16 protein-coding genes and 3 pseudogenes are annotated in these 23502 nt (G+C 72.3%); 11 read left to right on the top strand and 8 right to left on the bottom strand.

Features of this window, described 5'->3' with window-relative positions:
• Nucleotides 1–36: 36 nt before the first annotated feature.
• Both ACF1GV_RS13555 and ACF1GV_RS13550 read right to left on the bottom strand, forming a co-directional pair.
• Nucleotides 37–1140, bottom strand: a complete 1104-nt coding sequence (locus ACF1GV_RS13555; RefSeq protein ID WP_391680029.1) for a serine/threonine-protein kinase — start codon at nt 1138–1140, stop codon at nt 37–39.
• Between the two features lie 145 nt (nt 1141–1285).
• A pseudogene (locus ACF1GV_RS13550) lies at nt 1286–1939 on the bottom strand (B3/4 domain-containing protein).
• A 113-nt stretch (nt 1940–2052) separates the two neighbouring features.
• On the opposite strand from ACF1GV_RS13550, the gene ACF1GV_RS13545 reads away from it, so the two are divergent.
• Both ACF1GV_RS13545 and ACF1GV_RS13540 read left to right on the top strand, forming a co-directional pair.
• Nucleotides 2053–3033: an ATP-binding cassette domain-containing protein gene (locus ACF1GV_RS13545; RefSeq protein WP_391680028.1), complete on the top strand. Its 981-nt coding sequence runs from the start codon at nt 2053–2055 to the stop codon at nt 3031–3033.
• Nucleotides 3030–3824 (top strand): ABC transporter permease, encoded by a 795-nt coding sequence (locus tag ACF1GV_RS13540; RefSeq protein WP_391680027.1) that lies wholly within the window; start codon nt 3030–3032, stop codon nt 3822–3824. Before ACF1GV_RS13545 ends, ACF1GV_RS13540 begins: the two co-directional genes overlap by 4 nt.
• Before the next feature lie 39 nt (nt 3825–3863).
• Here ACF1GV_RS13540 and ACF1GV_RS13535 read toward each other — a convergent pair whose 3' ends face one another.
• The gene (locus ACF1GV_RS13535) at nt 3864–7016 is read right to left on the bottom strand and encodes an ATP-binding protein (RefSeq protein ID WP_391680025.1); all 3153 of its coding nucleotides are present in this window, start codon (nt 7014–7016) and stop codon (nt 3864–3866) included.
• A gap of 112 nt (nt 7017–7128) precedes the next feature.
• Between ACF1GV_RS13535 and ACF1GV_RS13530 the strand changes: the two genes are divergently transcribed.
• Nucleotides 7129–8646: a multicopper oxidase family protein gene (locus tag ACF1GV_RS13530; protein ID WP_391680023.1), complete on the top strand. Its 1518-nt coding sequence runs from the start codon at nt 7129–7131 to the stop codon at nt 8644–8646.
• 92 nt (nt 8647–8738) lie between these two features.
• On the opposite strand, the gene ACF1GV_RS13525 is transcribed toward ACF1GV_RS13530, so the two are convergent.
• Both ACF1GV_RS13525 and ACF1GV_RS13520 read right to left on the bottom strand, forming a co-directional pair.
• Nucleotides 8739–11735 carry a protease pro-enzyme activation domain-containing protein gene (locus ACF1GV_RS13525; RefSeq protein ID WP_391680022.1) on the bottom strand — a complete coding sequence of 999 codons (2997 nt, stop codon included), beginning with the start codon at nt 11733–11735 and terminating at the stop codon, nt 8739–8741.
• A gap of 384 nt (nt 11736–12119) precedes the next feature.
• On the bottom strand, nt 12120–13616 hold the full coding sequence (locus tag ACF1GV_RS13520; protein WP_391680021.1) for an MFS transporter: 1497 nt from the start codon (nt 13614–13616) through the stop codon (nt 12120–12122).
• A gap of 101 nt (nt 13617–13717) precedes the next feature.
• On the opposite strand from ACF1GV_RS13520, the gene ACF1GV_RS13515 reads away from it, so the two are divergent.
• Nucleotides 13718–14590, top strand: a complete 873-nt coding sequence (locus ACF1GV_RS13515; RefSeq protein WP_391680020.1) for a helix-turn-helix transcriptional regulator — start codon at nt 13718–13720, stop codon at nt 14588–14590.
• A gap of 49 nt (nt 14591–14639) precedes the next feature.
• Here the strand turns inward: ACF1GV_RS13515 and ACF1GV_RS13510 are convergent, their stop codons facing one another.
• Entirely contained in the window at nt 14640–15263 is a 624-nt protein-coding gene (locus ACF1GV_RS13510; RefSeq protein WP_391680019.1) for a sulfotransferase, read from the bottom strand.
• A 501-nt stretch (nt 15264–15764) separates the two neighbouring features.
• Here ACF1GV_RS13510 and ACF1GV_RS13505 point away from each other — a divergent pair.
• The 6 genes from ACF1GV_RS13505 (at nt 15765) to ACF1GV_RS13480 (ending at nt 22353) form a co-directional block, all read left to right on the top strand.
• Complete coding sequence (locus ACF1GV_RS13505) at nt 15765–16262, top strand: MaoC family dehydratase N-terminal domain-containing protein (RefSeq protein ID WP_391680018.1); 498 nt, start codon at nt 15765–15767, stop codon at nt 16260–16262.
• Nucleotides 16259–16693, top strand: coding sequence for a MaoC/PaaZ C-terminal domain-containing protein (locus tag ACF1GV_RS13500; RefSeq protein ID WP_363265185.1), 435 nt, complete (start codon nt 16259–16261; stop codon nt 16691–16693). The genes ACF1GV_RS13505 and ACF1GV_RS13500 overlap by 4 nt, the downstream gene beginning before the upstream one ends.
• Before the next feature lie 384 nt (nt 16694–17077).
• Nucleotides 17078–19189, top strand: a complete 2112-nt coding sequence (pabB, locus tag ACF1GV_RS13495; RefSeq protein WP_391680016.1) for an aminodeoxychorismate synthase component I — start codon at nt 17078–17080, stop codon at nt 19187–19189.
• Nucleotides 19186–20202: an aminotransferase class IV gene (locus ACF1GV_RS13490; RefSeq protein WP_391680014.1), complete on the top strand. Its 1017-nt coding sequence runs from the start codon at nt 19186–19188 to the stop codon at nt 20200–20202. The genes pabB and ACF1GV_RS13490 overlap by 4 nt, the downstream gene beginning before the upstream one ends.
• Nucleotides 20203–20208: 6 nt before the next feature.
• Nucleotides 20209–21150, top strand: coding sequence for a diiron oxygenase (locus ACF1GV_RS13485; RefSeq protein WP_391680012.1), 942 nt, complete (start codon nt 20209–20211; stop codon nt 21148–21150).
• 66 nt (nt 21151–21216) lie between these two features.
• A complete protein-coding gene (locus ACF1GV_RS13480; RefSeq protein WP_363265181.1) occupies nt 21217–22353 on the top strand; it encodes an acyl-CoA dehydrogenase family protein in 1137 nt (378 codons plus the stop codon).
• Here the strand turns inward: ACF1GV_RS13480 and ACF1GV_RS13475 are convergent.
• A pseudogene (locus ACF1GV_RS13475) lies at nt 22336–22801 on the bottom strand (ArsI/CadI family heavy metal resistance metalloenzyme). The gene ACF1GV_RS13480 and the pseudogene ACF1GV_RS13475 overlap by 18 nt on opposite strands.
• 1 nt (nt 22802) lies before the next feature.
• Between ACF1GV_RS13475 and ACF1GV_RS13470 the strand changes: the two are divergent.
• Nucleotides 22803–23102, top strand: a pseudogene (locus ACF1GV_RS13470) (GNAT family N-acetyltransferase); the annotation flags it as partial.
• A gap of 23 nt (nt 23103–23125) precedes the next feature.
• Here the strand turns inward: ACF1GV_RS13470 and ACF1GV_RS13465 are convergent.
• Complete coding sequence (locus tag ACF1GV_RS13465; protein ID WP_391680011.1) at nt 23126–23461, bottom strand: SCO5918 family protein; 336 nt, start codon at nt 23459–23461, stop codon at nt 23126–23128.
• Between the last annotated feature and the right edge of the window lie 41 nt (nt 23462–23502).

Genomic DNA, 23502 nt, shown 5'->3' with positions numbered 1-23502 from the left:
GAGGGCCCCGCGGTCGGGGCCCTCGTTTTTTCGTGGTCAGCCGTCGTCCTGCGTGGTGCCGGGCGACGGCGTGCCCGTCGCCGGGTTCTGCGGGGTCTCGGCGGAGCTGCGGTCGGGCGCGAACCAGGTCATGCCGGCCAGCAGCGCGCCGACGAAGAGCAGGACGCCGGCGACCATGGCGGCCACCTTCTTCCCGGTACCGCTGAGCCCGTGCGTCCGCGCCGTACCGCGCCGGCTCGGCTCCCGGACCGGGAGGCGGTAGGTGGTCACGGCGGCGGGCGCGGGCGGCGGCGGTACGGGGGCCGCCGGCTCCTGGCTGGGCGGCAGCGGCTCGGGCCGCCCCTGCCAGGCGCCGCCTGCGAACCAGTCGGCGATCTGCTGCGCGGTGGGGCGGTCCTCGGGTTCCTTGGCGAGCAGGCCGAGCAGGAAGTTCTCGAACGCGGGCGGCAGGCGGACGCCGAGGTCGCGGGGCGGGACCGGGACGGCGTCCAGGTGCCGGTGCAGGACCCCGAGGGCGGTGTCGGCCTCGAACGGGGGTCGCCCGGTGAGGAGTTGGTACAGCACGCAGCCCAGTGCGTACACGTCGGACGGGGGACCGGCGGGCCGGCCGAGGGCGCGTTCCGGCGCGAGGTAGAGGCCGGTGCCGACGATCTGCCCTGTGGCGGTGAGGGCCGCGCCGGGGTCGTCGAGGAAGCGGGCGATGCCGAAGTCGCCGATCTTGAGGGTGCCGTGGGGGTCGAGGAGCAGGTTGGCGGGCTTGATGTCGCGGTGCACGATGCCCTGCTGGTGGGCGGCGGCGAGACCGGCGGCGGCCTGCGCGGCGATGTGGGCGACCCGCTCGGGCGGCTGCCGCGTGAGGCGGGCGAGGCTGTGGCCCTCCACCAGTTCCATGACGAGGAACAGACGTTCCTCGTGCTCCCCGAAGTCCAGCACGCCGACCACGTGCGGATGGTTCAGCGCTCCCGCGGTCTGGGCCTCCAGCCGGAACCGGGCGGCGGCGGTGGAGTCCGAACTCGCTTGTTCCAGCAGGAGCTTGACCGCGACGGGTCTGCCGAGCATCTCGTCGTGCCCGCGCCAGACCTCTCCCATCGCGCCCCGCCCGATGGGTTCGAGCAGCCGGTACCGGCCCGCTATCAGCACCTGTGACTCATCCTCGTCTCGCACGACCGACGTGACCGCCGCAGGCCGTGCGCACCGCCGAAGCCGGCGGTGACGGTGGGGGGAGGCCGCAGCGAGCACAGCGTACTGGCGTGACGATCACGCGGTCCCAACTGCCCCGTGGGATTCAGACGGTGGCCTCGGGGTCGGCCGGGTCGAGGTAGGTCACGCCGGCCCGTGCGGCGTGCGGGGCGAGCAGGCCGAGGAGTTCTTCGGCCGCGACCTTGAGGAGGTCGCCGTCGCGGTCGGTGCGGACGGTCTCCGGGAGGAAGGCGACGTGGGTGGAGTCCTCGGTGACGCGGGTGCGGTGGGCGTCGCGGTGGTTCCAGTGGCGGGTCAGGACGCCGGTCGCGTCGGCGTAGACGATCTCACCGGGCCGGGGCTGCTCGACGGTGCCCGGTTCGCCGAGCGGGGTGAAGGTCTCGGTGCCGTCCGCGGGACGGATGGTGACGTCACCGACGACCCGGTCCAGGTCGAAGGCACCGGCGGGCACACCGTGGCGTACGGAGACGGCGTTGTAGGAGTCGACGGCCGGGTTGATACGGGGCAGGGTGCCCTTCTTGGCGAGGCGGCGGCCGAGGGCGTCGACGCTGGTGCGGACGCGGCGCGGGTTGGTGCCGAAGGAGCGGTAGGCGGTGTGCCAGGCCTCGATCCGCGGGTCGGTCTCGTCGGCGGGCTGCCAGGTGCCGTCGGCGAGCTACTGCTCCAGTTCCGTCAGGGCGGTGGCGGTGTGCGGCCAGGGTTCGTGGCCGCGCAGGCCGGTGGCGGTGACCAGGGCGATGAGGGTGCCGGGGAAGGCGTCGGCGACGCCGGTTTCAGCGCCCTCGGCCCGTCCGCGGAGGCTGAAACCGCGCTGAAGCCGTACTGAATGCCCCGGCCCGCAGGCTACGAGGCATGACGACGACCGATCACGAACTCGCGATCGCGGCCACCGGGCTGCGCAAGGCCTACGGGGACAGGACCGTCCTCGACGGCATCGACCTCGAGGTGCCCGCCGGCACGATCTTCTCCCTGCTGGGTCCGAACGGCGCGGGCAAGACCACGGTGGTCAGCATCCTGTCCACACTGATCTCGGCCGACGGCGGCCTGGCGAGGATCGCCGGGCACGACATCACCGCCGAGGCCCAGGCGGTCCGGGCGGCCATCGGGGTCACCGGGCAGTTCTCCGCCGTGGACGGGCTGATCACCGGCGAGGAGAACATGCTGCTGATGGCGGACCTGCACCACCTGTCCAAGCGCGAGGGACGGCAGGTCGTCGCCGGCCTGCTGGAGCGCTTCGACCTGGTGGAGGCCGCGAAGAAGCCCGCCTCCACGTACTCCGGCGGTATGAAGCGCCGCCTGGACATCGCCATGACCCTGGTCGGCAGCCCGCGGATCATCTTCCTCGACGAGCCGACCACCGGCCTCGACCCGCGCTCCCGCCACACCATGTGGCAGATCATCCGCGAGCTGGTCTCCGGCGGTACGACCGTCTTCCTCACCACCCAGTACCTGGAGGAGGCCGATCAGCTCGCCGACCGCATCGCGGTGCTCAACGGCGGCGGGATCGTCGCCGAGGGCAGCGCCGCCGAACTCAAGCGGCTCGTGCCCGGCGGCCATGTACGGCTGCGGTTCTCGGACCCGGTGGCCTACGAGCGGGCGGCGACCGCGCTGCGCGAGGCCACCCGCGACGACGAGGCGCTCAGCCTGCAGATCCCCAGCGACGGAAGCCAGCGCGAGCTGCGCGCCGTCCTCGACTGGCTCGACGCCGCCGGCATCGAGGCCGACGAACTGTCCGTGCACACCCCGGACCTGGACGACGTGTTCTTCGCCCTGACCGGCAGCTCCGTACCCGCTCAGACCGCTCAGACCACCGACAAGGAGACCGTCCGATGAGCACCGCCGGCCACGCCTTCCGCGACAACCTCACCATGCTGCGGCGCAACCTCCTGCACGCGCGCCGCTATCCGTCCCTGACCCTGAACCTCCTGCTCACCCCGGTCATCCTGCTGCTGCTGTTCGTCTACGTGTTCGGCGACGTGATGAGCGCCGGCATCAACGGCGGCCACGCGGACCGGGCCGACTACGTCGCCTACCTGGTCCCCGGCATTCTCTTCCTGACCGTGGCCATGACCTCGCTCGGCACCGCGGTGTCCGTGTGCACCGACATGACCGAGGGCATCATGGCCCGGTTCCGCACCATGGCGATCTCCCGCTCCTCCGTGCTGATCGGTCATGTGATCGGCAGCGTGATCAAGACGCTGATGGCTCTGGTGCTCGTCCTGGGGATCGGACTGGCCATCGGCTTCAGGCCGAACGCGACGCCCGTGGAGTGGATCGCGGCGGCCGGGCTCATGGCGCTGATCAGCCTCGCGCTGACCTGGATCGCGGTCGGCATGGGCCTGGTGAGCCCCAACCCCGAGGGGGCCAGCAACATCGGCACCCCACTGGTCATGCTGCCCTTCCTGTCCAGTGCGTTCGTACCGGTGGACGCCATGCCGGGCTGGTTCCGCTGGTTCGCCGAGTACCAGCCCTTCTCGCCCTTCATCGAGACGCTGCGCGGACTGCTGCTGGGCAGCGGGATCGGCACGACGAACACCGTGCTGACCCTGGGCTGGGCGGCCGGGCTGTCGGTGCTGGGGTACCTGTGGTCCAAGGCGCAGTTCAACCGCGAACCCAGCCGGTGAGTGGTGCGCGGCCGGCCCCCGCCGGCCCGCGGCTGACGATCAACCCCGCGGAACGAGCTCCCGCAGCGCCTCCGCCCGGAGTTCCTCCCGCCCCAGGGCGGCGTACCTCGACCTCGCGTCGGTGTACGCCGCCTTGTCGGCGTTCTCGGCCGCCTCCCGGGAACGGGCCAGGGACAAGGCGGGGAACTCGCGTACCACCGGCATCCGTTCGGCCAGCGCCAGCAGCCGTACGGCGGCACGGTCGCCCTGCGCCAGCCGGGTGTGCCCGAGCGCCAGCAACAAGGTGCCGTAGACCGGCAGTTCCACCGGGGCGCCGTCGGCCGGCTCGCCGTCGGCCAGAGCACCGGACAGCAGCCCGAGCAACCGCGTCCGCAACTCCTCGGTGAGCCCGGCGACCGGCTCGGGCCGGCCGTGCAGCGCGTGCGCGGCCACGGCGGCCGACTGCAGCTGCAGCGCCCACGGGTCCACGAAGGGGTCGTCGGCGGAGTGCAGGGCGCTGATCTGCCGTACCCGCTCCGCGGCCCGGCGCCACAGCCCGAGCCCGAGCTCGGTCAGTCCCCGGGCCAGCGCGATCTCCGCGCGGGCCGCCAGTTCCGGGCTGTACGTGCCGTCCGACTCCGGCGGCTGGTCCAGCACGGCGCGGTCCAGCCAGTACTGGGCCTCCTCGATCTCGCCGTTGTGCAGACAGGCCAGCACCAGCCCCCAGCGCACGCCCAGGGAGTCGGACGAGTCGCCGAACGCGTCCAGCGCGCCCAGGGCGGCGCGCAGATGGTCGTAGGCCTCCGCGCCCCGCTCGGTCTGCAGGCACAGCTCGCTGACCCGGCCGTGGCTGAGCAGGTGCATGGCCGGGTTGTTCAGCGGGGCGAGCGCGTCGACCATCCGGCGGGCGCTCGTCAGCGCCCGCTCCACGTCGTGTCCCGCCTCCCAGACGTAGCTGGCGACGGCCGCGGCGACGCCCGCCAGCAACGGTTCGTCGGCCTCGCACAGCTCCTGCAGCCGGGCGAATCGCGGAGGCCGCATCTCCGGCACGGCGCACAGCACCGCGGACAGGGCCCGCAGCACGGTGTCCGGCGAGGCGGGCGGCAGCCGCCGCAGCGTCACCAACTGGCGTACGGCGTGCGGGCCGTGACCCATGAAGAGGCTGGCCGCGCACACCGCCGCCGCGCTGCGGGTCGGTTCCACGTCCCTGGGGTCCTCGGGCCGGAAGTGGGACAGGGGTCCCCCTGTGTCGGCGGCCAGCGAAGCCAGCCGGGCATAGCTGGAGCCGGTGGACCACAGCGAGGACAGTACGGCCGTGACGGCCGCGGTGGTGGGGCCGTCGGCGCGGGCCAGCGCGTGCCGCAGCGCGAGGACGAGGTTGTCCTGCTCGGCGCGTATGCGGGACCAGGCGCGCACCGGGTCGTGGCTGAACAGCAGGTCGTGGTGGGCCCGGCCGAAGTCGAGCGCCCAGGCGAGGAAGCGGCCGGTCACCGCCTCCTCCTCGCCGGCCTCGGCACGCTTGGCCGCGCCGAACTCCCGCAGTGTCTCCAGCATGCGGAAGCGCACTCCCGAGGGGCTGTCGTCCACCTTGATCAGGGACTGCCCGGCCAGCTGTTCCAGCAGAGTCAGGGCGTCCGCGGTCTCACCGAGGACGTACTGCGCCGCGTCCTCGGTGAATCCCCCGGGGAACACCGACAGGGCGCGCAGGGCGGCCCGGCCGTCGCTTTCCAGCAGGTTCCAGCTCCAGTCGACCACGGCGCGCAGGGTGCGGTGCCGCTCGGGCGCGTCGCGGGCGCCGCCGCGCAGCAGCGCGAACCGGTCCCTCAGGCGGCTGGAGATGTCGGCGACGGAGAGCACCCGCACCCGGGCCGCGGCGAGTTCCACGGCGAGCGGCAGCCCGTCCAGGTGGCGGCAGATCTCGGCGACCGCTCCCGGGGGCAGGTCCACGCCGGGCCGGGCGGCGCGGGCCCGCTGGGTGAAGAGTTCCACCGAGGTCGCCTGGGACAGTTCGGGCAGGACGTACACGGATTCCGAGCTCAGTCCGAGCGGGGCGCGGCTGGTGGCCAGGACCCGCAGCTTGCTCGACCGCGACACCAGCGCCTGGACGAGGGCGGCCGCACCGGCGATGACCTGCTCGCAGTTGTCCAGCACCAGCAGCACCGGCCCGGCACCGAGCGCGGCGACGATGCCGCTCACCACGTCCGTGCCGCCGGCGAACTGCCGGCCCTCGGCGGCGCCGACCGCTGAGGCCACCTCACCGGGCACGTCGTCGTCGGCGGTGACACCGGCCATCGGGACGAAGTGCACCACAGGCTGCTCGGCCGCCCGGCTCACCGCGTGGCAGAGCCGGGTCTTGCCCAGTCCGCCGGGTCCGACGACGGTGACCACCCGGGCCTCGCGCAGCAGCGCGGTCACGGCGGCGAGGTCGGCGTCCCGGCCCAGGAGCGGGTTCGGCTCGTGCGGCACGCCGTGGCGCACCGGCGCCGCTTCCGCGCTCAGCAGCTCCTGGTAGACGGCCTTGAGGCCGGTGCCGGGATCGGTTCCCAGCTCCTCCCGCAGCCTGCGGCGGTAGGCGTCGTACCGGGTGAGGGCCGTGGCCCGGCCGGTGGTGGCGGCCTCGCAGCGCAGCAGCTCCGCCAGCACCTCCTCGTCGCGGGGCAGGTCGCGGGCGAGGTCGAGGAGGGGCGCCACGGCCTCCTGGCGGCGGTTCAGGCGGGCCAGGGCCAGCGCGCGGGAGCGCACCAGCGAGCGGTGCGCGGGGACGCAGCCGGCGCGCAGGGCGGCCACCGGGTCGTGCAGGTCCTCACCGGCCCCCGCGTCCACGGTGCCGTCCCACAGCGCCAGGCCCGCCTCGGCCTGCGTCAGGGCGGCCGCGTGGTCCCCGGCACGGGCGCGTTCGGCGCTCGCCTCCGCGTGCCGGGACAGCGCGCAGGCGTCGACCCGGGACTCCTCCAGCGCCAGCCGGTACCCGGTCGGGGTGCTCACCACCAGGTCGGCGCCGAGCTGTGCGCGCAGCCGGGACACGAGGACCTGCACGGCCTTGCCGGGCCGCTCGGGCAGTTCCTCGGGCCACAGCCCCTCCACCAGCCGGCCCGTGCTGCAGCCGGTGCGCAGGTCGCCGGCGAGGAGGGCGAGAAGGCCGCGCAGCCGGGGCGCGGTGATCTCCCGCCCGCGGAAGGCGACGGTGGACAGGAGGGTCAACTCGGTGGTCACGCCTGCAGAGTAGTCACCAGGGGAAACCCTGAGGGGGTGTCGGGGTCGGATCCGGGTGAGGGTGGGGGATGTGCCCGATGTCCCGGCGCGCACGGTCCGGGAGTCTTGCACCATGTCCCGTCTCAGGCGCGTCCTCATCGTTCTCGGTTCGCTCGTCGTGGTGCTCGCACTCGTCGTCGGCGGGCTGTTCTGGTGGCTGTGGTCGGGTGCCCGGGTGAGCACCGTCGGCGACGAGGCGTTCGACCACCAGCTGGCCGTGCCGCCGCTGGCCGCCTCCCATCTCGACCGGGACGGCACGCGCGTGTTCGACCTGAAGATGCAGGCGGGCGAGACGGAGTTCGTCCAGGGCAGGCGGACCGCGACATGGGGCTTCAACGGCAGCTATCTGGGGCCGACGCTGCGAGCCGAGCGCGGCGAGAAGGTCCGCGTGCGGGTGCACAACACCCTGGATCAGGCTTCGACGGTGCACTGGCACGGCATGCACCTGCCCGCGAAGATGGACGGCGGCCCGCACCAGATGGTGGCGCCCGGGGCGACCTGGGCCCCGCAGTGGACCATCGACCAGCCGGCGGCCACGCTCTGGTACCACCCGCATCCGCACGGCGAGACCGAGGACCACGTCCAGCGGGGCCTCGCGGGCCTGTTCCTCCTCGACGACGCCGTCTCCGGCCGGCTGCCCCTGCCGAAGCGGTACGGCGTCGACGACCTGCCCCTGATCGTGCAGGACGTGCGCTTCGACGGCGCCGGCTTCGACCACGGCCACAAGATGCTGCAGAACGTGGGCTTCCTCGGCGACCGCACGATGGTCAACGGCACCCTCAGCCCGTACCGCGTGGTGTCCGACGAGGCGGTCCGGCTGCGGCTGCTGAACGCCTCCACGGCCCGCACCTACGACTTCGGCTTCTCCGACGACCGCGCCTTCGCGCTGGTCGGCACCGACGGCGGACTGCTGGAGCGGCCGGTGTCGCTCAAGCGCGTCCAGCTGTCACCGGGTGAGCGGGCCGAGGTCGTGGTGCGGATGCGGCCGGGTGAGCGGACGGTGCTGCGCAGCTTCGCGCAGGACAACTACGACGACAGCTTCCAGCAGCGGTTCAACGGCGGCGACGACTCCTTCGACGTTCTGCAGCTGCGCGCCGCCGACACGCTGCGCCCCTCGCCCGAGCTGCCCGCGCACCTGGCCCGGCTGGAGGTCCCGGACGGCAAGGACGCGGTGCGCGGGCGCTTCTTCGAGCTGAAGAAGTCCGGCATCAACGGCCGCAAGATGGCCATGGACCGCATCGACGAGACCGTCACCCGCGGCACCACGGAGATCTGGACGATACGCAACACCAACGGCATGCCGCACAACTTCCATGTGCACGACGTGCAGTTCCGGGTCCTGGAGGTGAACGGCCACGCTCCGCCGCCGCAGTTGCGCGGGCCCAAGGACACGGTCTTCGTGCCGAACGGGACGACGATGAAGTTCGCCCTGCGCTTCGACGGCCCGGCCGACCCGGACACGCCGTACATGTACCACTGCCATCTGCTGTACCACGAGGACGAGGGCATGATGGGCCAGTTCGTGGTGGTCGACAAGGGCCAGAAGGCCGGCCGGCCGAGCGCCGGCGCGGGGGAGCACCACCACCACTGAGCGTCCGTGGCACGCCGAAGGGCCCTGCCCCCACCGCTCGGTACGGCGGCGGGGTGAGGGCCCGTGTTCCGGGGGCGCTGTGTGCGGCGCCCTTACATGTAGTAGCCGAACAGGTCGGCGATCACATGCACGCTGCCGGCGTTCGGACGGAAGTCGATCTTTCCGTTGATGACCGGCACGGTCACCAGGTTGGCCACGGTCTGGCCCTTCACCCAGTTGACGCTGGAGGCGTTGGGCAGGGTGGATCCGTCGGGCCAGACGGTCAGGAAGCCGTTGGACGTCGGGGCGGTGACGGTGACGTTGAGGACCACGGCCTTGGCGTTGGCCAGGGTGTGGCCGTCGTTGACGTTCAGCACCAGCGTGGCGCCGCCGGGCACCGGGGTGTTGCGGGCGGTGCCGAGGGCGTAGCGGGTGTCGAGCAGCCGGCTCGGGCCCGCGGTGTGGAAGGAGGAGCCGGTCGTGCCGGCCGTGAAGTAGCCGGCGACGTCCGCGATGAAGTGCACGGTGCCGGTGCCGGCGTTGTACAGGTTCACCTTGCCGTCGGCGCCGATGGGCAGGACGACCATGTTCGGACGGGTCTGGCCGGTGAGCCAGTTGATGTTCGACGACTCCGTGCGGGTGGTGCCGCTCGGGTAGGCGATCAGGTGACCGGTCGAGGTCGGCGCGGTGGCGGTGACGTTCATGACCACGGCGGTGGCGCCCGTGGCGGGCACGCCGCCGGCACCCGCGACCTTCAGGGACACGGTGCCCTTGCCGGCGACCGGGGTCCGGGTGGTCACGCCGATGGCGTTGCGGGTGTCCAGGATGCGGGACGGACCGATGGGCAGGTAGGTGCTGCCGCCGGCCTCGGTGCTGTAGTAGCCGGCGACGTCCGCGACGAAGTGCACGGTGCCGCTGGAGGCGTTGAACAGGTCGACCGAACCGTCCTTGCCGACCGGGACGGTCACCAGGTTCGGGATGATCTCGCCCTTGAGCCAGTTGCTGTTCGACGACTCCGGGCGGGTGGTGCCGCTCGGGTAGGCGATGAGGTGACCGGTCGCGGTGGGCGAGACGGCGGTGACGTTGATGACGACCGAGGTGACGCCCGTGGCGGGGACGCCGCCGACTCCGGTGACCTGCAGCTTGACCGTGCCGTTGGCGGCGACCGGCGAGGTGCCGGGGCGGCCGGTGCCGTAGCGGGTGTCGAGGATGCGGGCCGGGGCCAGCGGGTTGAACGTGGCGGCCGGGGAGCGCGGAACGGAGGCGCACAGGCCCTTGACGATCTCGCGGCCGTTCGGCGTGCCGAGGCCGGTGGCGAGGTCGTAACCGGCGGCGGCCTGGTACTTGCCGCTGACGTTGCCGGAGTCCATGACGTTGTTGTTGCCGCTGGTGACGTCACGGAACGCGGTGGCCGGCAGGCGGTACAGCGCGTTGTGCGCGTAGCCGACGGTGCCGTTGGCCTGGCAGGCGAGGTCCTGGTCGGCCTGACCGATCAGCGCGGACCACACCGGGGCGGCGCCGCTGGTGCCGCCGATGATGTTCCAGTACTGGGCGCCCGTGCTGTCGTGACCGAAGGCGACCGGGTAGCCGGTGGCCGGGTCGCCGACCGCGGAGACGTCCGGCACCTGGCGGCAGACCTTGCCGGTGGCGGCGGCGCAGGCGTCGTTGTAGCCGGCGCCGGTGCGGTTCTGGAAGCCGTTCGCGTCGACGCTGAAGCGCTGGGAGACACCGCCGCCGGAACCGGTCCAGGTGGTCTGGGAGGTGACGTCGGAGCGCATGCTGGTGCCGCCGACACCGAGGACGTACGGCGAGCCGGCCGGGAAGTCGGTGACGAGCTGGTCCTGGCCGGGGATGCTCTCACCGGGCTGGTAGCAGCCGGTGGAGCCGCTGTCGCCGGAGGCGGCGACGACGGTCTGGCCCTGCGCGGCGGCCTGCTGGAACAGCAGGTTCTCGGCGTCCATCACCTCGGCCGGGGTGTACGTCTCGCAGCTGCCCCAGCTGATGGAGACGACCTTGGCGCGGTTGTCGGTGACGATCCGGCGCAGCGTGGCCGTGCCGTCGTCCCAGGTGTTCTTGCCCTGGTAGACGAGGACCTTGGACTGCGGGGCGAGACCGACGATGGTCTCGATGTCGAGCGCGGTCTCCAGACCGACGCCGGTGTCGCCGCTCGCCGGGTCGGTGGGACCGCCGTTGACGCGCACGGAGCTGACCGAGGCCTTGGTGCCGTGGCAGGCCTGGTAGCTGTTGATGTCGCGCAGGTCGTAGTTCTCCAGCGAGTAGACCGCGATGGTGGTGCCGGTCTGCACGTTGGGCTGGTCCGCCATGTTGTACGCGGCCGCGAGCGACCGGGCGCTCCAGTAGTCCTGCTTGTCGTAGGCGGCCGGGTAGCCGTCGCCGGGCGTCGCGTACAGGTTCCTGATGTCGGTGCACATGGTGCCGGTGGTGCCGGTCAGCCGGGACTGACGGGCGCCGTCCGTGGTCTGCTGCACCCGGGCCGGGCCCTTGGCGCCGGTGTTGCGCGGGGCGCGGGCGGCGAGGGTGTTGAGGCCGACCACCGCGCGGACGTCGCCGGCGACGGAGCCGTCGAGCTGCGGGGCCCGGGTGTTGGTGAACCCGGTGCTGCCGTCCTTCAGTTTGTAGCCGTCGAAGTCGGTGGCGAAGGCCTTGGCGGCCTTGCCGACCGTCGCGTGCACGGGCAGCGTGAGCCCGTCGGACTCCAGGTCGCCGACCTCGAGGCCCTTGGCGGCGAGCCGCGCGCGGACCCGCTCGACGGTCTGCGGCAGCGCGCCGAAGCGGTCCGCGAACTCGCCCGAGCCGAGGTACTTGCGGTAGTTCGGTGACGCCGGGTCGGAGACCTCGGCGACGAAACGATTCAGCGCCGCGGGGTCGCGCGGCTCCAGAACGACGCTCAGGTCGAGCGCCTCACCGGCCCCCGGGTCCGCCGCGCGCACGGCCCCCGCCGGCACCTTCGGCGCGCCGCCGACCCGCTGCGGGGCCGGCTCGCCGGACGCGGCCGCGTACGACACCGGTGTCACGGTGGCGGTCACGGCCAGGGCGGCTATGGTCGCCGCCCCCCATCGATACGCCTTTTCACGGGCGGTACGGCCCATGCACACTCCCTCTTCGTCATCTGCGTCGCCTCAGGCGTGGGCAGGTGAGACCGCGGAAGGGTGCGCCGGTGCGGGCACGCGGGCATACGGAATGCGGCGTGCGGGCACGGCGAGAGCGCGAAGAGTTACGTTCAGCGGGTCCGGCCGCAGCCGGACCATGTGGAGCCCCCCCGGCGGTGTCACCGCTCCCATGCGGTGGACGACGGCCAGAAACGAATCTCTATCAGCCGTGGGATCGGCCGGCCAAGGCAGGGGTGGCTATTTTGCTAGACCGTGATCATGACAAGCGCGTCGTAAGCGGGCATAGCGGCCACCGGCCGGTGCCGGAGGTGTCTCGCGCTTCCTGAACCGGCGGATCGACGAGACACCCCCGGGCACCGGCGGTCAGGCGGCCTGGGCCGGCTTCTGCCGGGGCAGTGCGAGGAGCAGCGCGGTGGCGACGGCCGCGATGGCCAGGTTGAGGATCGCCGCCGTGCCGAAGGCGTGCGCGTACTGCGCCACCCGGGTGCCGTGCGGGGTCAGGGCGTTGAAGAAGAACACGCCGATGACCGCGACGCCCACCGCGCCGCCGACCTGCTGGCCGGTGGACAGCACGCCGGACGCCATGCCGACCTCGCTGGGACGGATCCGGCCGAGCACCGTGTTCAGCAGCTGGGGGAGCAGCAGGCCGTTGCCGAGACCCACCAGGGTCAGCGGTGCGATCAGCGGACCGGCCGAGAGCCGGCCGCCCTCGGCGAGGGCCAGCACCAGCGTGGCGAGGAATCCCGCCGCGGCCAGCACGCTGCCGAGTTCCAGCACCCGCCGGCCGTAGCGCGGCGTCCAGCGGGCGGCCAGCAGACTGGTGGCGAAGAAGGCGACCGCCAGCGGGGTGTAGGTGAGCCCGGCGCCCAGCGCGGACATCCCGAGACCGTCCTGCAGCATGAGGGACAGGATCAGGAAGAAGGAGTTCACCCCGGCGTAGGCGACGACCACCAGGGTGATGCCGATGGCGAACGGACGCTCGGCGAACAGGCGCAGGGTGACCAGCGGCGCACGCCCCGCCCGTTCCACCCGTCGCTCGACCACGACGAACAACGCGAACGCGATCACCCCGGCGACGAGAGAGACCCAGGTCCAGGCCGGCCAGCCCGCCTCGCGCCCCTCGACCAGCGGGATCACCAGCAGGAACAGTGCCACCGTGAGCACCGTCAGACCGGGCAGGTCCAGTGAACGGGCCTGCGGCGCACGGGTCTCGGGCACCAGCCGCGCCGCGAGCACCAGGGTGATCAGACCGACCGGGACGTTCACCCAGAACACCGGGCGCCAGGTGGTGCCGAACAGGTTCGCCGCGATCAGCAGGCCACCGACCAGCTGGCCGATGATCGTCGACACACCGATCACCGAACCGAGCGCGCCGAACGCGCGGGGCCGCTGCTGTGCCGGGATCAGGACCTGGATCATCGAGAAGACCTGAGGGAACATCAGCGCCGCGCTAAGCCCCTGCGCGAGGCGCGCCCCGATGAGCACCCCCGCGTTCGGCGCGAGCGCGCAGGCGACCGAGGTGAGCGTGAACAGCGCCATGCCGAGCATGAACAGCCGCTTGCGGCCGTAGGTGTCACCGAGCCGCGCTCCGGTGATCAGGGCCACGGCGTACGTGATCTGGTAACCGGCGACGATCAACTGGATCTCGCCGTCGGAGGCGTGCAGGTCGGACTGGATGGCCGGAGCGGCGACCAGGACGATGAAGGTGTCGAGGACGGCCATGAAACTGCCGACGAGGATGATCGGCAGCGCCCACCGGGGCGATGCGGCGGCCGACGGCGCCGGGGCGGCTCCCCCGTCGGTCGCCTGCGGCGCGCTCGTTGGTTCCTGGGCAGCCGTGTCGGCCTTTCGGTGCGTCATGGCCTCAGCGTTCCATCGCCTTCGGCCGCTGCACATGGGCGCGGATATGCTAGTGCTGGCGGCACCAGCATCGATGGTGGCGGTCCGTACCGGGGGATGGGATGGACAACACGGCGCAGCGGCAGGAACTCGCGGATTTCCTTCGTGCCCGGCGGGCCCGGATCTCACCGCGCGACGTGGGGATCGAACCGGGGCCGCGGCGGCGGACGCCGGGGCTGCGCCGCGAGGAGGTCGCCCAGCTGTCCGGGGTGAGCGTGACCTGGTACACCTGGCTCGAGCAGGCCCGGGACATCACGGTGAGCCGGCAGGTGCTGGACAGCCTGGCGCGCGCCCTGCGGCTGACCACGGCCGAGAAGCAGTACATGTACACGCTGGCCGACACGCAGGGCGTCGTACGTCAGGAGCCCGCCGACGCGCCGAGCGCCGAGCTGCAGCGCCTGGTGGACGCGCTCAACCCGTATCCGACGTACCTCATCGGCCCGAGCTGGGACCTGCTGGCGTGGAACGCGGCCGAGGCCGGGCTGATCGGTGATCCGGCCCGGCTGCCCGGCCACGAACGCAACATCATCCGGATGGTGTTCACCGACGCGAAGACCCGCGGGCTGCTGGTGGACTGGCGCGCCCAGGCCTCCGGGCTGCTCGCGCAGTTCCGCGCGGACGCCGCCCGTAATCTCGGCGATCCGCGCTTCGAGCAGCTGAGCAACGAGCTGTCCGCCGTCAGCGACGACTTCCGCCAGTTGTGGGACGAGCACCGCGTGGCCGACTTCGGCTCGGCCCGCTGGGAGTTCGACCACCCCCGGCTCGGCCGGCTGGCCGTGGACTACGTGCGGCTGGCCGCGCTGCAGTCCCCCGGGGTGAAGATGTTCACCTGCCTCCCGGCCGACCCGGAGACCGAGGCCAAGCTGCCCGCGCTGGTCGACCCGGCCTGCGTGGCCGAGCCGACCGGCGCGAAGGTCGTGGCCGGAGCCTTCTGAGGCGGTCGCTCATCCATCTTGCCCCGCCCGTGGGCGGGCCTTCAGTGCCCTACCCGCGTTCGCAGAGCAGCGTCACGGCCGTGACCTCGCTCGTGTGCGAGGCCAGCACGCGTACGGCCACCACTCCGTGTTCCGCGTGGTGCAGCCGGCGTTCCTCGTCCCCGACGCCCGTGGGCGCGTCCTCGATGTGCCGCGTGTGCGGGTCGCTCTGGACGGCGTCACGCAGTTTGCGCAGCACCGGGTCGTCCGGGCGCCGGGCGCACGTCAGACGCAGGTCCGCGAGCAGATAGGGCGCCCAGTCCCGCTCCCAGTTCTGCAGGACGTCCTCGCGGGCCTCGTCGGACAGCAGGGCCCACTCCGTGATGTTGGCGGGCGATCGGCCGGACGGGAACATGCGCCGGAAGGCGTCGTTGGCCGAGATGACGTGCCCGGCGGCGGAGCGGACGTAGGCCATCTCGGTCTGACCGTCCGCCCAGCGCTGCCAGTGCGGGGACGCCGGCCCCGCCGGCAGCACCGGATCGGTCTTGAAGAGGTCCAGATGCGCGATGCGCAGATGGTGGTCGCTGAAGTTCAGGGCCCTCGCGACCCGCAGGAAGAGTTCGGGCGACGGAACCAGGACACCGTTCTCCAGTTTCTGATAGGTGCCCGTACCACCGCGCAGCGCCTCGTCCATGTCGGATTGACGGAGATGAGCGCTGCGTGAACGTCGTGTGGAGATCCGTGGCGGTAATCCGATGAGCTCTCGGGTGCCCTTTGCGCGATATCGCCTCAGAAGCTCCTGGTAATCGCGGTCGGTCGGCCGCTTGTGTTGCATTCTTCCCCCGGTTTTCGACTGTGTCGATGAGTTGATGCTTATTCAACTTCTATCGGAATGGTTGATTCCGTATCAGCTCCAGGGTGCGGGATCTCCTGTCGGCGCCGACAGGCGCGCACCTGAAGTGCATGCACTGGTACGGCATGCACTATAAGTGCGCTCACAAGACCGCCGTTGTCAGGAAGCTCGCCCTCCCTGAACCATTGTGTCCGGAACCGATCGGATGCTTACCCGTCCGGTTCTCACGGCACAGTGACGAAGGACACGGCGGACGCAAAAGGTTCGTCAATTCTTTCTTTGGAGTCTGTCTCCAATCACGGGGGAGCCCCGATTCACTCGGGGAGGAAAGGTGATTCCATCATGCCGCTGAATCGAGCGGTCATAGGTCGCAGTACGAAATCGGAAGCCGTCCTGGTGGTCACCGAGGACACGTTGCGCGACGCGGCGGCGCAGTTCGAGGAGCCGCTCGCGGTGTACCGGGACCCCGAGGCGGCCCGGGCGCTCGGACATCCGGCACCGATCGCGCCGCCCGCTTTCGCCGCCCGCCTGTGGTTCCGCATGGTGTGGGCCTGGCCGATGTACGAACCCGACCTCGGACGCAAGCCCGGCGCCAATCTGCTGCTGGCCGACCTGCACACGGTCGCGCACCGCCCGATCCGCCTCGGCGACCGGCTCTCCCTGACCTCGACCGTCGCGGACATCACCGAGATCAGCCGGCAGCGCGACATCATCCACATCCAGAACGAGATCACGACCGAGGACGGCGAAGCCGTCTGCAGCACGGGCTACAAGTTCGTCATCTCCCACGCGGACACCTTCGAACCGGCCGCCGCGACCGCGCAGGAGGGTGTGGCATGACCGCGAACGTCCGCTACGAGGACATCGGTGTGGGACACGTCCTTCCGGAGAAGGAGGTCGCGGTCGACCGCCTCGCGCTGTTGCTGTTCGGCGGCCAGACCATGCGGCTGGACTTCGCCGCGACCCACTGGAGCGAGCGCATCTCGCGATCCGTGGGACTGCCCGATGTGATCATGCACGGGCCCTTCACGCTCGGCAAGGTGCTGGAGATCGTCAACCAGTGGACCGGCGACCCGGGCGCCCTGGTGGAGCACCGTGTGCGCCTGGCCCGTCCGGTCCCGGTCCCGGACGACGGGACCGGAGCGGTCTTCCGGCTCTCGGGGAGCGTGGAGGAGAAACTCGACGGCAACCGGGTGCGGATCGGGGTGACCGCCGCCTCCCCCGAGGGTGAGGTGCTCGCCACCTTGCAGGCCACCGTTCAGCTCGCCTGACGACCGGGCCGCCGGCCCATCGGCAGCCCTGACCCGCGCGGGACGTCTGCCCGCGCGACGGTGCCCCGGCCCGGCGGCCGGACCCACGTGATCCGGACGCCTGCGCGCACCGCCGGACGCCCGCGCCACCCGCGGAACGCCCGCGCGCACCCGCCGCGCGCCTGCGCCTTCCACGGAACGCCTGCGCGCATCGCCGGGCGCCTGTCATCGACGTACCCCCGAACCGAACGGCCCGCAGGCGCGCATGCCGTCCACAGCCACGCACGCGCCGGCCCGCGGCGTGCTCGCACGCCGACCGCGTCGAGCAGCAGCGGCTCCCCCCACCCCGACTGTCCGAGGCGAGCCCGACCGGCTGCCGAACGCCCTTGAACCAGGAGTATTCGAGTGCGCACCCTGCTTGTCGACAACCACGACTCCTACAGCTTCAACCTCTTCCAGCTGATCGCCCAGGTCACGGGCGTCGACCCGGTGGTGGTCGTCAACGACGACCCCGCCTTGGCCACCATGCCGCTGGACGGGTTCGACAGCATCGTCATCTCGCCCGGGCCCGGCCGCCCGCAGAACGACCGCGATCTCGGCCACGTCGGTGACCTGCTGCACCGCACCGACCTGCCGGTGCTGGGTGTGTGCCTGGGCCACCAGGCCATCGCGCACCTGGCCGGCGCCTCCGTCACACCGGCCCCGCAACCGCGGCACGGCCACCTGACCACGGTCAAGCACGCGGACGACGAGCTGTTCGCGGGGATACCCACCGAGTTCACCGCGGTGCGTTACCACTCGCTGTGCGTGCAGGAGCCGCTGCCCGCCACCCTGATCGCCACCGCCCGCTCCGAGGACGGCGTGCTGATGGCGCTGCGCCATCGCGACCTGCCGCGCTGGGGCGTGCAGTTCCATCCGGAGTCGATCGCCTCGGAGTTCGGCCGGGAGCTCATCGCGAACTTCGCCGAGCTGACCCGGCAGGCCGCCGCCACGCGGATCCAGGACGACCGTGAGCCGCGCGCCGCGCGGATCCCGGCCGACGCACCGGTACGGGCCACCGGCTCCGGCCCGGCCGGCCGGATGCGGTTGCTGAGCACCGATCTGCCCGAAGCGGTCGACGCCGAGGCGGTGTTCCTCGAGTTCTTCGCCGACAGCCCGGACAGCTTCTGGCTCGACAGCAGCCGGGTGGAGGAGGGACTGTCGCGCTTCTCCTTCCTGGGCGACGCCGGCGGGCCGCTCAGCGAGGTGCTCACCTACCGGGTCGACGCCACGGCGGTCAAGGTGCGGGACGCCGCCGGCATCCGCGTGCTCAGCGGCAGCGTGTTCGACGTGCTGCAGGCGCGGCTGCGCGAGCGCGCGGTCGATCCCGGCACGCTGCCGTTCGACCTGACCGGCGGCTATGTGGGCTACTTCGGCTACGAGTTGAAGGCCGAGTGCGGCGGCAGTGCCCGGCGCAGCGCCGACACGCCGGACGCGGCCTGGATGTTCGCCGACCGGCTGATCGCGGTGGACCACCTGGAGAACCGCACCTATGTGCTCGCCCTCCACGACGAGCGGACCGAGGACGACGCCCGCGCCTGGGTCGACCGCACCGCGGCCCGCCTCGTCCAGCTGCGCCCGGCACCCGCGCCGCCCCAGGCGGACACCGGCCCCGCTCCCGACCCCGCCGAGCACCTGGTGCGCGGGCGGGCCGGATACGAGGACGACGTCCGCGCGGCGCAGCGCCAGTTGATCCGCGGCGAGAGCTACGAGATCTGCCTGACCAACAAACTGCACCTGCCCTTCGACGACGACGACACGGCCTTCTACCGCCGGCTGCGGCGGCTGAACCCGGCGCCGTACGCCGCGTTCCTGCGGATCGACGGCGTGACGGTGTTCTGCTCCTCACCGGAGCGCTTCCTGCGGATCGAGCGGGACGGACGGGTGGAGAGCAAGCCCATCAAGGGCACCGCCCCGCGCGACGCGGACCCGGAGCGGGACGCCGCGCTGGCGGCCGAGCTCAGGGCGAGCCAGAAGACGCAGGCGGAGAACCTCATGATCGTCGACCTGCTGCGCAACGACCTCGGCCAGGTCTGCGAGGTCGGCAGTGTGCACGTCGATCCCTACATGGCCGTGGAGAGCTACCAGACGGTGCACCAGCTGGTGTCCACCGTCAAGGGGCAGCTGCGTCCCTCGGTGGGTGCGGTGGAGTGCGTGCGGCACTGCTTCCCCGGAGGCTCCATGACCGGCGCGCCCAAGACGCGGACCATGGAGATCATCGACCGCCTCGAGACCGAGGCGCGCGGGGTCTACTCCGGCACCCTCGGCTACTTCGGCCTGTCCGGCGGCACCGATCTGAACATCGTGATCCGTACCGCCGTACGCCGCGGCAACGACCTGAGCATCGGCGCCGGGGGTGCCATCGTGCTGGACTCCGATCCGCACGAGGAGTACCTGGAGATGATCCTCAAGGCCGACGCCCCGCTGCGGGCCTACCGGGCCCCGCTCCCCGCTCGGGCGAGCAGCGCGGCGCGATGACCAGCTCACCGCCGGCACCGGCCGGACGCTACGTGTGGGACCCGGCCGCCGGCCGGGACGGCGCCCTGCTGCCCGAGCGGACGGCGGAGGCGGCGCCCGCCCTCGTCGCCGACTCCTGGCTGGTCGAGGACGGCAGGGTACGGGCACTGCCCGCCCACGCGAGGAGGTTCCGGGACGCCTGCGGTCGCCTGCTCGGCACGCCGCCCGGTCCGGTCACCGCCTTCCTGCGGGCGGCCACGGGCCTGCTGCCGCAGCGGGGCCGCTGGTTCCCCAGGGTCGAGGCCCGGCCCGGCGGCCACGGCCCGCACCTGACCCTGTGGCTGCGCCCGGCCCCGCCGCGCGGCGGGCCGGTGGTGCTCTGGCACCCCGGCATGGTGGATCCCCGCGCGGTGCCGTGGGCCAAAGGACCGGACCTCGTCCTGCTGGGGCGGCTGCGCGAGGCGGCCCGTGCCGCCGGCGCCGACGAGCCGCTTCTGCTGTCGGCGACCGGACAGGTCCGCGAGGGCGGTACCACCAGTCTCCTGTGGTGGCGCGGTACGACCCTGTGCGCCCCGCCACCCGGGCCGGACCTGCTGCCCGGGGTGACGCGGGCACTTCTGACCGCCGAGGTGGCCGATGCCGGCCACCGGGTGGTCTTCGAGACGGCCACCGCGCAGGACCTGGCCGGCGTGCCCGTGTGGGCGGTCAACGCCCTGCACGGCATCCGGCCGGTCGCCGGTTGGCTGAACCTGGCCGACGAGCTCCCACCACCCCCGGACTCGTCGGCCGAAGCAGAGCGCTGGCAGGCGCGCCTCGACCGGCACGCCCTGCCCGCCCACCCCGGCCTGGTGCCCGACGCCGACGATCCGGCGCCGGGCACCGCGGGGCCCCTTCCGCAGACCGACGTGGTCCGGCCGGCCCGCGCAGCTCACCGGCCGCCGGCCGGCCGGACACGCCGGCGTCCTCTGCCCGACAGCCGACTTCCCTTGCCCGACAGCCGACTTGGTTCGGCCGACCCGCAGCAGCGAGGCTGACATCGCATGTCCACCGACACCCTCACGCAACGACCGAGCTACGAGCGCGACCTGCTGGCCCAGCTCACCCGGCGCTGGGGCCGACGGGTCGCGGTGAAGAAGGACGAGCTCGACCTCGACGGGCACTTCGACCCCGGGCTGCCGGACTTCCCCGAGCATCTCGTGCCCGTGTTCGCGCTCCCCGGCGTCGAACCCCTCGACCCGGCGGCGCGCAGGCAGATCCTCGCGGCCGCGTGGATCGCGTACAACGCCAAGACCGCGGCGATCGAGAACGAGATCATCCTGCCCGCCTGCCGGCTGATGCTGGAGGAGCGCATACCGGTACGCCGCGACGACGTGTCGTACACCGCCCTGCACCAGACCATCGTCGACGAGCACTTCCACATCCTGATGTGCCAGAACGCGGTCGGGGTCACCAAGCGCCGGCGCGAGCTGGACGGGCTGGCCTTCGATCCGCGTGGCTGGGCGGTGGTACAGGGTCTCGACCGGGCCCGCGAGGGCCTGTCGGGCTTCGACCGCGACCTGGTCGAGATCGCCTTCTCCCTGGCCGCCGAGACCACCATCAGCGGCTTCCTGTCGAGCCTCGCGACCGCGCAGGACATCCAGCCGATGAACCGGATCACGGTGGACATGCACCGGCGCGACGAGAGCGGGCACGCCGTCGTGTTCCGCGAGCTCGCCGGTTCGCTCTACCGCTCGCTGGACGCGGCCGAGCGGGCGCTGTTCCGCGACGCGCTGATCAGCGGGCTGGCCGCGTTCCGCGCCGCGGACCTCGACCCCTGGGTCGGGGTGGCCGCGGCCGGCGGCCTGCGGATCGAGACCGGGCAGCTGGCCGAGTGGGCCTCCGCCCGCCCGGCCCCACGGCGCGACACCGGCCCGCTGCAGCTGCTGCTCGACGACCTCGGCATCGACCCGTCACTCGTCGAGGCGGTACCGCGGCACGGCTGAGCCGGTCCGCGCGGCCGCACCGCGCGCCGCCGCGTTCGATCCGCCACCACGGAAACCGAGGAGAAGATGTTCACCCTGACCGACGAGCTCCAGGACATCGCCCGCACCGCACGGGACTTCGCCGACGAACACCTGGCCCCCTGCGCCGTGGAGTGGGACGAGACGCACCACTTCCCCGTCGACACCCTGCGCAAGGCCGCTCAGCTCGGCATGGGCGGCATCACGGTACGGCAGGACGTGGGCGGTTCCGGCCTGTCCCGGCTGGCCGCCTCCCTCGTCTTCGAGGCGCTGTCCACGGGCTGCCCGGCCGTGGCGGCGTATCTGTCCATCCACAACATGGTCGCCACGATGATCGACACCTTCGGCGACACCCGCCAACGCGACCGTTTTCTCCCTCATCTGTGTTCCATGCAGTTCCTGGCCAGCTACTGCCTGACCGAGCCGGGCTGCGGCTCGGACGCCGCGGCCCTGCGCACCACCGCGGTGCGCGACGGTGACGCGTATGTGCTGAACGGTGTCAAGCAGTTCATCTCCGGCGCCGGCGTCTCGGACGTCTATCTCGTCATGGCCCGCACGGGCGGCCCCGGCCCGGCCGGCATCTCCGCGGTGCTGGTCGAGGACGGCACGCCCGGGCTCTCCTTCGGCCCCGAGGAGCGCAAGATGGGCTGGCATGCGCAGCCCACCCGCCAGGTCGTCCTGCGCGATGTGCGGGTGCCGGCCGCCAACCTGCTCGGCGGCGAGGGCAGCGGCTTCCGTATCGCGATGACGGGCCTGAACAGCGGGCGCCTCAACATCGGGGCCTGCTCGCTCGGCGGCGGTGCGGCAGCGCTCGAGCGCGCGGTCGCCTATCTGCGCGATCGGGAAGCCTTCGGCCGGCCCCTGATCGAGTCGCAGGCCCTGCAGTTCCGGCTGGCCGACCTCGCCACCGAGCTGGAGGCCGGCCGCGCCCTGCTGTGGCGTGCCGCGGCCGCGCTGGACGCCGGCGACGCGAACGCGCTCACCCTGTGCGCGATGGCCAAGCGGGTGGCGACCGACGCGGGCTTCGCGGCCGCCGACGGCGCCCTCCAACTGCACGGGGGCTACGGCTACCTGACCGAGTACGGCATCGAGAAGATCGTCCGCGATCTGAGGGTGCATCAGATCCTGGAGGGCAGCAACGAGATCATGCGCCTGATCGTGGCGCGCTCACTGGTCGCGTCCTGAGAGCCTGAGGCCGCCCTCCTCCGCGGCATCCTCCGCGGCGGCCCGGCGGGTGCAGCAGCCCCCGCCGGCCGGGTCGGAGTCCGCGTTCCCGGTGAAGGTGTCCGCGTCCGCCTTCACCAGGTACACCTCCCACGCCTCCCGGCCCGGCCCGTGCACCCAGACCTTGTCCTGGAGGGCGTAGCAGCAGGTCGTGTCGTTCTCCTCGGCGGTGGTCAGGCCGGCGTCCCGCAGCCGGCGGGTGGTGGCGCCGACCTGTTCCCCCGGACTCGACCTCGACGCCGAGATGGTCCAGGCGGGTCTCCTGGCTCGCCCTCGATCAGACGAGCTTGAGCGGGAGTTCGGTGATGGCGAAGTTGGCGTAGCCGGCGCGCCGCTTGGCCGGTTCGGTGCCGAACAGCTTCGCGTAGAAGGCGATCGAGGCTTCCAGGTCACTGACCCGCAGGGCCAGCGCCGCGACCGGTGTCTCCGACCGCTGCGCCTACGCCGGCGTCGTCGAACACTCGGTGTACGTCCACCCCGCCGCACGCGGCCGCGGTATCGGCGCGGCCCTGCTCCGGCAGCTGATCACGTCCACCGAGGCCGCCAGGATCTGGACGATCCAGTCCGGCGTGCTCTCCGAGAACACGGCGAGCATCACCCTGCACCGGCGGGCCGGATTCCGCGTCGTGGGAACGCGCGAACGCCTCGGCCGGCTCCACGGTGTATGGCGCGACGTCGTCCTGATCGAACGACGCAGCCCCACCGTCTGAGCCGGCCGGTACCCGAAGGGTGGTCACGCCTCCCGGGGGATCACCGGAGCCGGGTCGTCGAGCAGGTTCTGCGGGGCGTGCGGCGAAGGCGACGGCGAGCCGAAGTCCGGCGAGGGCTCGGCGTCGGGATGCGGGTGGCAGGTGAAGCCCAGGCGGGTCATCGCCAGGGTGACCTCCCGGCCGGTGAAGTCCCGTCGGTCCTGGCGGGTGACGACTTCGCCCACCTGCTTCACGGGGTAGCGGCGGCGCCCGATCGTCACGGACTCACCCGTGACGGGCTCGGGCGTGACGCCCTCCATGGAGGCCAGCACCCCGGCCTTGGTCAGCTCGAACGGATAGCGGGCGATGACACAGCGCATGATGCCTCCCAGGAAGGGTGAACGGGCTGCCGGACAGGGGA

Source organism: Streptomyces sp. NPDC014006, from assembly GCF_043088925.1.
GTDB lineage: Bacteria > Actinomycetota > Actinomycetes > Streptomycetales > Streptomycetaceae > Streptomyces.
The sequence above is the reverse complement of the archived record's forward strand: the minus strand, read 5'-3'. Positions and strand labels throughout refer to the sequence as shown.